Below are 7,921 nucleotides of genomic sequence, written 5' to 3'. Positions count from 1 at the left end.
ACCACGATCCATGCCTACACCAACTCCCAGAAGACCGTGGATACCGCGACCAAGGACCTGCGCGATGCCCGCGCCGCCGCCATGAACATCGTCCCCAGCTCCACGGGTGCCGCCCGCGCCGTCGGTCTGGTGATCCCCGAGCTTCAGGGTAAGTTCACCGGTATGGCCTTCCGCGTCCCCACCCCCACGGTCTCCGTGGTGGACTTCACCGCGCTGCTCTCCAAGGACGCGCCTGTCGCGGACATCAACGCCGCAATGAAGGCCGCTGCTGCGACTCCGGGCTTCCAGGGCATCCTGCAGTACAACGACGAGCCGCTGGTCTCCACCGACCTCAAGGGCAACCCCCACAGCTCGATCTTCAGCGCGATTGATACCGTCGGGCTGGGCAACTTCGTGAAAGTGGTCGCCTGGTACGACAACGAGTGGGGCTACTCCAACCGCCTCGCAGACCTGCTCAACTTCCTTGAGGACAAGGGCCTGTAGCCCTCACCCTTCCTCCCCTGCCCCTCCTCCCAATCCTGGGAGGAGGGGTTTTGTTTGTTTGGTCACCGGGCAACCATTCACAGACGGGCGGCTAAAGCGGCCCGCTGTTGCGGCAAGACCCATGAATGGGCCTGATGGCTATTTCACGTTATACTTTTACGCATGGAAAGCGGATCGAGTTTTGGTCGGATGATTGTCCTTTGGCTGACACGGCCTTGGACGTTTTTTGTGTTTCTAGGCGTGATTGGCGTTATTTTTCTTTATTTTATGGTGGACCATGCGCGACAAGAAAAGAAGGTCAAAAAATTTCCTTTTCAGGCTAAGACGAACCCTAAACACTCGGAAACGGTTTTTCTGTTTTGCCCAGGCGCGAAAGATACCACGACCTTTTTAGTTCCGCTTCGGGGCTTCTCCAGTGCCGAAGAAATTTATGACTACCTCTACAAAAAGTTCGATGAACCCGCTTTTCAGAATGTTCGCATCTACCGCGCTAATAGTACAGGATCGGAAGCATTCGATCACTCGCCCGAACAAAGCGATGCTGAGAACCGGGAAAGACTACGCAAGCTTCTCGGCTAGTTTTTACCAGAATTTTTCGTAGAGGCGCGGGTAGAGCCGGGTGAGGCTTTCTTCGTCATCTTCTTCCCACTCGGCGGGGCCGGGGTCGGAGTTGGGGGTGCTGGGAAACGGGCTGTCTTTCTCCAGATCGCTCCAGTCTTTCTTATGGCGCTTGAGCCAGACTCCGATGGCGATCGAGAGTAGCTCTTCTTGCTCACAATCCTCTTCTTCGGCGACATCGGCGAGGGAGTCGGGGCTCACCAGAGCGGCTTCGTAGGCGGCTTGTCCGCGACCGATTAGCCAGGCGCGGAAGTAGTCGAAGCAGTCATCGGAGCAGCCTCCGTTGATGATGTAGGCGGCGCCCCAGAGATCGTTCCGGTAGGTTGGGGCGTAGAGGGCATCAAAATGCGTGTGAAACGAGATCAGCTCGTCGTCGGGGAGCGTTTTTAGATATTTCTTGAGCTGCTTGCACTGGGCATCGGGGTCGTTTTTTGCGGCGAGACGTGTCGTCTCGATGTGTTGCCAAAATTCTTCGCGGGTCATGTTCCCTTACTCCAGAGCGATGCGGCGTTGCGGAAAGCTCAAGGCATGCTTTTTGCCTTCTGGGTGAGTATGCGAGTTTTTCTCATCCTTTTTTCTCTTGCCGCACTCTTTCTTTATAACTCACTCACCAAGATGCGACAAATCCCCTTCGATGCGATGAACTACGTCGAGGTGGCCCAAAATGTGGTGCGCGGCCACGGCCTCGTGCAGAGCGCGGTAGGGCACAACCAGACCCAGCTTGAGCTTCTCACGCCGGGGGTACCTTCCGCTTTTACGGCGCAGGGGCCGCTCTTTCCGCTTCTGATCGCCGCGCTCTCACGCACACCTGAGCGATGCCCAGACATTGCTCTCCTTCTCTCCGCCTTGGGCTTTGGCATGGCTCTCTGGCTCGGGCACCGGCTCGCCCAGCGGCTCTACGGATCGCACGCGGGCATTCTGGCACTGGGAGCGATGCTGGGGTTTAGCCCCCTGGTTCAGTCAGGAAAGACTGCTCTGAGCGAAGGGGTGGCTCTCGCCCTTCTGCTTGCTTGCCTCTCTGTTTTACTACAAGCGCGTGATGCTGGGAAAGAGCGGCTTATCGTACTGGCGGGTCTGCTGGGTGGCCTTTGTTTTGCCACGCGCTACGCTCTCCTCTGGCTCCTCCCTTTTGGCATGCTCGCCCTACCCTGGCGACAGTTTTGGCGCTATAGCCTTGGGTTTGCCCTGGTGGCGCTTCCCGTCGTGCTGCATAACCTCAGCCAGACCGGTCACGCCCTTCCCCCGCCGCTCCCTTCCGATCAGGGATTCCTCACCGTCCTACGCGAAGGGCTTCTGGGACTGCTGGGAAACTACTTTGTGATGGATCGGCAGGGTGCTCCTCAGGCGCTCCTGATGGTAGCACTGGCACTGGTTGCGGCTCTAAAAACTAAGACAAAAGGACCGTTTCTGCCTCTGACGCCCCACCGCCTTTTGCTGTTCTGGGTCTTGCTCTACACCACGACACTGATTGCGCAGCGCTGCCGTGTCCACTTCGATCCACTCGATGGGCGCCTTCTTCTTCCCGCAAGCCTCGTGGGTCTTCTCGCGCTTGTCGGTGCAGGTGCGCAACTGCTCACGCCACGGATGCAGCATCTCGTTGCCTTGCTCGGACTTCTCCTCTTTCTGGGCAAGGAGCTTCGTATCGCGCAGTGGGAGGCGCTACCTCCTCCGGAGAAGTCCGCCCCACGACTGCGCTGGCTAGCCGAGAAGACGTCCGCAGACGACTGGCTGATCGGCGATGAGCTGGTGGATGCGACTCTGTTCTTACAGCGCAAGCGTGTCTTCTCGTTCTCCGCCTACCCCTACACGCCCCATGTCACGGCAGAGCGGCTCCGCCAGATCGCCCAAAAAGCGCAGGAGAGCCGAAGCCGAGCCTTTCTGGTTCTTCGTCTTACCCAGGAGCCGACCGAGCAACTCCTTTGGCACTTTGGGCCGTTGATTGGCCCCCTGAAGCAGAACCAAAGAGGGCCATCCAACCTGATTCTCAGGGCAGCGCTTCCTGACTACAAGGTCTACGAAATCTCTCCCTGAGAATCTCTCTGGCGACGAGCGGAGTTAGAGACTGTGTAGATAAGTTCCCCGAAGGATTGAAAATAAGGCTCTTGCTGTGCTTATGGCATCTTGTCGTATTTTGAATCGTTTTCTTGAATTAGGTCGTTGTGAGAGCTATGCCGGCGTGTCGCCTTCTGACCTAGTAACTTAACGAGGTAGGTTCAGAAAATGCGGCGAGGTACATCTAGATAAAAACATTATGTAACAGAGCCTGGCAACTCCAGTGGTTCATTTCGTTGTTTTTTCAGAGTTCCATTTTAGAAAACCCCTCGTGTTAGTCGTAAGAAAAATCAGGTTTCCCAATACAATGGGATAGCTTTTCAAAAGAAAAAAACCAAGTAGTATCCAAGTTATATTGGCAAGCATGAACAGTGCAAAACCCCATTTGATCTTGTTGCCCAGTAGTATCATAGAGATTACACTAAGCGACATTGCTAACCAATCCAAACCATAATATTTAAATAAATCTGTCATGCGCCCAGCATCCTACTCTTATCTTGTTCTTTGAGAGAGCCCTCCACTTTTCTATATTAGGAAAGCAGAGGGCATTCTTATCCATTAAGCAGCGGTGAAGCCACCGTCTACGGCGAGGCTCTGGCCCGTGATGAAGGAGGCACGGTCGGAGGCGAGAAAGACCACGGCTTCGGCGACTTCTTCGGGCTGGCCTAAGCGCCCCAGTGGATGCAGGCTGGCGACGTGATCCTGGTAGGCTCCGAGCGCACGGTCAGCCATATCGGTCTTGATGGCTCCAGGGGCGACGGCGTTCACACGAATCCCGGACTTGGCGAGCTCTAGCGCCGCCGTCTTGGTGATTCCCTCTACGGCGTGCTTGCTGGCATCGTAGAGCGCGGCACCCGCAAAGCCGATCTGTCCGGCAATGCTGGAGGTATTGACAATGCTCCCGCCGCCCGAGGCGAGCATGGCCTTGCTGGCGTACTTTTGCACCCAGAAGAGCCCCTTCACGTTGATATTAAAAAGTTGGTCGTAGGTCGCGTTCTCGATCTCATGAAGTGGCACACCAAACGTGCCCTCGACACCCGCGTTGTTAAAGAGAACGTCCAGCTTACCGTAGATCTTGACCGTCTCATCAATCAGGTGCACCACTTGCGCCTCAACCGAGACATCGGTCTGGATAAAGATCGCCTCGGCTCCGAGCGCTTGAAGCTCCGCGGCGACCTGGTTGCCTTCTTCACTGCGCCGTCCGGCGATCACGATACGGGCTCCTTCACGAGCAAAAGCAAGGGCAGCAGCCCGACCAATTCCGGAGGTTCCCCCGGTAATAACAGCGATTTTATTTTCTAGTTGTTTCATTTTTCTGTACCGTTCAGTATTTTATTTGGCGTAAAAAATCGCCCTGTTTTCGGCAGGGCGGCCTCACTCTACACCTGGAGTGTGCGGAGCATGCGCTCCGCATGACGACGAAGCTGGCTCTCATCGGTCGTGGTCTTTGCCGCGACATGGAGCCCGCTGAGGCAAGTGAGCAGATACGCACCCGCCTCCCGAGGGGAGAGATCCATCGTGAGCTGGCCCTGGGCCTGCCCCGCCGCGATGGTGCGGCCAAGAATAGCATGCACTCTCTCGAAATGGGCTTCGAGGAGCTGCGCAATTTGGGGATCGTGAGGCCCCAGCTCGATGGCGACGTTTACACAAAAACAGCCCTGGCGCAGAGTCCCAGGCTCCGGAATTGCACTAAGCAGGAGCTGGCGCAGGCTGTCAAGCGGATCGGAGCCCGTTGCGAGCAGCTCCTCCACGCGCTTCAGGCTCTTGCGCTGGTACTGTTGCAGCGCCTGCTGGAACAGCTCGGCCTTACTGCCGAATGTGCTGTACAAGCTTGCTCGCTGGATATGCATCCCCTCCGTGAGTTCATTTAAAGAGGTCGCTTCGTAGCCACGTGCCCAGAACAGGTCACATGCCTTCTCAACAGCCTCCTCCACCACAAACTCTTTTAAGCGTCCCATCGTCTTCTTGCCTTCTGCCTTACAATACCAATCAGTACAGAAAATAGTTCCAAAATCTGAATTCTTTTTTTCTATACCACAAAAGAATCTTTCCCGTGACTTATCGTCTCTGTCACTGTAGAAGCTATGGAGATTTTAGGATATGCAGCGGCAGTGGTGATTGGGATCACGCTGGGACTGATGGGGGGTGGGGGCTCGATCCTCACCGTGCCCGTCTTGGTCTATCTCTTTGGCGAGTCGGCCTCAAGAGCAACCGGCGACTCGCTCTTTATTGTTGGGACGACAGCGGCTATCGGCGCGGTGCTTATGGCGCGGCGCGGGCAGGTGGACACATCGGCGGCACTCCGCTTTGCCCTTCCTGCCTTTCTGACCGTCTGGCTGACGCGCCACTTCTTGCTCCCCGCGATCCCGGAGAAGCTCGGGCAACTCTCTCGCGACACAGCGCTCTTGGTGCTCTTCGCTGCACTCATGCTTGCCACCGCCGTCTCGATGCTTCAGAAGCGCAAAGAGGCCCCGGACGAGGCCAAGCCAGGGCCGCTGATCTTCCCCGCACTGGTCGTCGGTGTGGTCACCGGGCTTGTGGGCGCAGGCGGCGGGTTTCTCATCGTCCCCGCACTCACTCTCGCTGCGAAGCTCCCTATCAAGCGCGCGGTGGGAACGTCACTGGCCATCATCGCCGCCAACTCCCTCTTTGGATTCTTCTCCGATGCAAAAATCCGAGGGGAAGCCCACTGGGGATTCTTGCTGACTCTCACCGCGCTCGCAGCGGTGGGCATGGGTGTTGGCACGCTGCTCTCCAAGAGCATTCCCGGTGAGAAGCTCCGCCCCACTTTCGGGGTATTCTTATTGGTGATGGGCAGCTACATGGTCGCCCGAGAGATTTTTCAGCGACGTTGAATCCTTTTCGCCAAAGACCTACTCTGTTACTACGAACACCCAAAGAAAGAGAGTTTTATGAGTACAGCAACCCTGACCCCCACCCAGCTCAGTGCCAACCTAGGCCGCGGCGAGCACTTTCAGCTTATCGATGTCCGTAGCCCGCAGGAGTACGCCGAGGGCCATGTCCCCGGCGCGATGAACCTCCCCATGGATCAGGCCGAGGCCCGTCTAGAGGACCTCCAGCACCACGATCCCATCGTGCTGATCTGCCAGAGCGGCCGCCGCGCGGGAATGACCTGTGAGCTCCTCAAGGCGCACCACAAGGATCTGATTATCCTCGAAGGCGGAACCAAGGCCTGGATAGAGGCCGAGCTTCCTGTGGTCAAGACTGCCTCAACCCGCCTGCCCCTCATGCGTCAGGTGCAGATCGGAGCGGGCGGTATGATTTTGACCGGTACGCTCCTCTCGATCTTTCTCCACCCTGGCTGGATCGGGCTGGCGATCTTTGCCGGAGCGGGGCTCTTTGTGGCAGGCACAACGGGCTTCTGTGGTATGGCGGTCCTGCTGGAGAAGATGCCCTGGAACCGGGCACGGAGCTAACCAAGATGTTTTTTCAACCCTACTACCTGGGCTGTCTGGCGCACGCCTCGTATCTGATCGGCGGCGCAAACGGCGAGGCCGCGGTGATTGATCCGCGCCGCGATGTCGAAGAGTACCTTGAGGACGCCAAAAACGCCGGACTGACCATCACGTATGTGATCGAGACCCACCTCCACGCCGACTTTGTGAGTGGTCACTTAGAGCTTGCCAAGCGCACTGGCGCGACGATCTTGCTCGGTGCAAATTCTGGAGCCGCTTTTGCCCACCAGCAAATCTCGGGCGGCGAGACAATCACGCTGGGTGATCTCACGCTCTCATTTCTCGCAACGCCGGGCCACACACCTGAGGGCATCACGATTCTGGCGGAGAGCCCCGAGCAGCCCACGCGCCTCTTCACCGGAGATACGCTCTTCTTAGGCGATGTTGGGCGGCCTGACTTAGTGGGTGCAAAAGGCCTGACCAGCGAGCAGATGGCCCAGATGCTCTACACATCGCTACGCGAGAAGATCCTGCCGCTGGCTGATGAGACAGAGATCTGGCCTGCACACGGCGCGGGAAGCTCCTGTGGGAAGAATCTCTCGAACGACCGGGTGAGCACGCTGGCGGTGCAGAAAGCGACCAACCTGCCACTCCAGCTTGCGATGCAGGGTGACGAGGCGGGCTTTATCGCCTACTCGCTTGAGGGTCTCGGTGCGCCCCCTGCCTACTTCTTCCACGACGCGGCAAAAAACAAAGAGGGCGGCGCGAGCGTGGAGGACATCCTGCGGCAAGCACATGCCCTCTCACCCGCCATGGTGGAGGAACAGAGTGAGGAAGGTGTCCTCGTGCTCGATACCCGAGCGACGGGCGCTTTCAAAGCGTGGCATATCCCTGGCGCGATTGAAGTGCAGTTGGATGGCAACTTCGCCCCCTATGTCGGGGCCGTCTTGCCTCCCACGGCTCCGGTTATTGTCGTCACGGAGCCGGGCCGCGAGACCGAGGCCATGACCCGCCTGATTCGGGTGGGCTATGAGAACCTGGTGGGCTGGCTCGACGGTGGAATGGATGCCTGGAAAGCGGCCGGGGGTGAGCTTGCAAAGCTGGGCGTTATCGAACCCACGGAGCTGAAAGCCCTTCTTTCGGTGGAAGCCGCGCCAGCTGTCCTCGATGTCCGCACGCTCGGTGAGTGGGAAGCGGGGCATATCGAAAACGCGGTACATATTCCCATCGCCGAGCTCAATGCTCGCCTTGCCGAGGTTCCACAAGGGCCTCTGGCCGTGATCTGTGGCTCGGGCTACCGCTCCGCCATCGCCTGCTCACTGCTCTTGCGAAATGGCCGTCGTGACGTGGTG

8 protein-coding genes and 1 pseudogene are annotated in these 7,921 nt (G+C 57.8%); 6 read left to right on the top strand and 3 right to left on the bottom strand.

Going from position 1 to position 7,921, the window contains the following annotated elements:
* Together RMO15_RS10870 and RMO15_RS10865 are read left to right on the top strand one after the other, a co-directional pair.
* Positions 1-483 (top strand): annotated as a pseudogene (locus tag RMO15_RS10870) (type I glyceraldehyde-3-phosphate dehydrogenase); the annotation flags it as partial.
* A 162-nt stretch (positions 484-645) separates the two neighbouring features.
* Positions 646-1,062: a hypothetical protein gene (locus RMO15_RS10865; RefSeq protein WP_309711890.1), complete on the top strand. Its 417-nt coding sequence runs from the start codon at positions 646-648 to the stop codon at positions 1,060-1,062.
* 3 nt (positions 1,063-1,065) lie between these two features.
* Here RMO15_RS10865 and RMO15_RS10860 read toward each other — a convergent pair whose 3' ends face one another.
* Positions 1,066-1,584, bottom strand: a complete 519-nt coding sequence (locus RMO15_RS10860; protein ID WP_309711887.1) for a DUF4240 domain-containing protein — start codon at positions 1,582-1,584, stop codon at positions 1,066-1,068.
* Between the two features lie 45 nt (positions 1,585-1,629).
* On the opposite strand from RMO15_RS10860, the gene RMO15_RS10855 reads away from it, so the two are divergent.
* Positions 1,630-3,132 carry a hypothetical protein gene (locus RMO15_RS10855; protein ID WP_309711884.1) on the top strand — a complete coding sequence of 501 codons (1,503 nt, stop codon included), beginning with the start codon at positions 1,630-1,632 and terminating at the stop codon, positions 3,130-3,132.
* A 579-nt stretch (positions 3,133-3,711) separates the two neighbouring features.
* Here RMO15_RS10855 and RMO15_RS10850 read toward each other — a convergent pair.
* Positions 3,712-4,464 (bottom strand): glucose 1-dehydrogenase, encoded by a 753-nt coding sequence (locus RMO15_RS10850; protein ID WP_309711880.1) that lies wholly within the window; start codon positions 4,462-4,464, stop codon positions 3,712-3,714.
* Between the two features lie 68 nt (positions 4,465-4,532).
* Positions 4,533-5,111 (bottom strand): TetR/AcrR family transcriptional regulator, encoded by a 579-nt coding sequence (locus RMO15_RS10845; protein WP_309711877.1) that lies wholly within the window; start codon positions 5,109-5,111, stop codon positions 4,533-4,535.
* A 126-nt stretch (positions 5,112-5,237) separates the two neighbouring features.
* Between RMO15_RS10845 and RMO15_RS10840 the strand changes: the two genes are divergently transcribed.
* The 3 genes from RMO15_RS10840 to RMO15_RS10830 form a co-directional block, all read left to right on the top strand.
* Positions 5,238-6,008 (top strand): sulfite exporter TauE/SafE family protein, encoded by a 771-nt coding sequence (locus RMO15_RS10840; RefSeq protein ID WP_309711873.1) that lies wholly within the window; start codon positions 5,238-5,240, stop codon positions 6,006-6,008.
* Positions 6,009-6,065: 57 nt separating this feature from the next.
* A complete protein-coding gene (locus RMO15_RS10835) occupies positions 6,066-6,590 on the top strand; it encodes a rhodanese-like domain-containing protein (protein ID WP_309711870.1) in 525 nt (174 codons plus the stop codon).
* A gap of 5 nt (positions 6,591-6,595) precedes the next feature.
* A partial coding sequence (locus tag RMO15_RS10830; protein ID WP_309711867.1) for an MBL fold metallo-hydrolase occupies positions 6,596-7,921 on the top strand: 1,326 nt, incomplete at its 3' end.

It is taken from the genome of Armatimonas sp., assembly GCF_031410135.1.
GTDB lineage: Bacteria > Armatimonadota > Armatimonadia > Armatimonadales > Armatimonadaceae > Armatimonas.
This window is presented reverse-complemented; position numbering and strand designations above follow the sequence as displayed.

Coding starts and splice junctions, on each gene's coding strand:
- RMO15_RS10865 (WP_309711890.1), top strand. CDS start 646: ATGGAAAGCGGATCGAGTTTTGGTCGGATGATTGTCCTTTGGCTGACA.
- RMO15_RS10860 (WP_309711887.1), bottom strand. CDS start 1,584: ATGACCCGCGAAGAATTTTGGCAACACATCGAGACGACACGTCTCGCC.
- RMO15_RS10855 (WP_309711884.1), top strand. CDS start 1,630: ATGCTTTTTGCCTTCTGGGTGAGTATGCGAGTTTTTCTCATCCTTTTT.
- RMO15_RS10850 (WP_309711880.1), bottom strand. CDS start 4,464: ATGAAACAACTAGAAAATAAAATCGCTGTTATTACCGGGGGAACCTCC.
- RMO15_RS10845 (WP_309711877.1), bottom strand. CDS start 5,111: ATGGGACGCTTAAAAGAGTTTGTGGTGGAGGAGGCTGTTGAGAAGGCA.
- RMO15_RS10840 (WP_309711873.1), top strand. CDS start 5,238: ATGGAGATTTTAGGATATGCAGCGGCAGTGGTGATTGGGATCACGCTG.
- RMO15_RS10835 (WP_309711870.1), top strand. CDS start 6,066: ATGAGTACAGCAACCCTGACCCCCACCCAGCTCAGTGCCAACCTAGGC.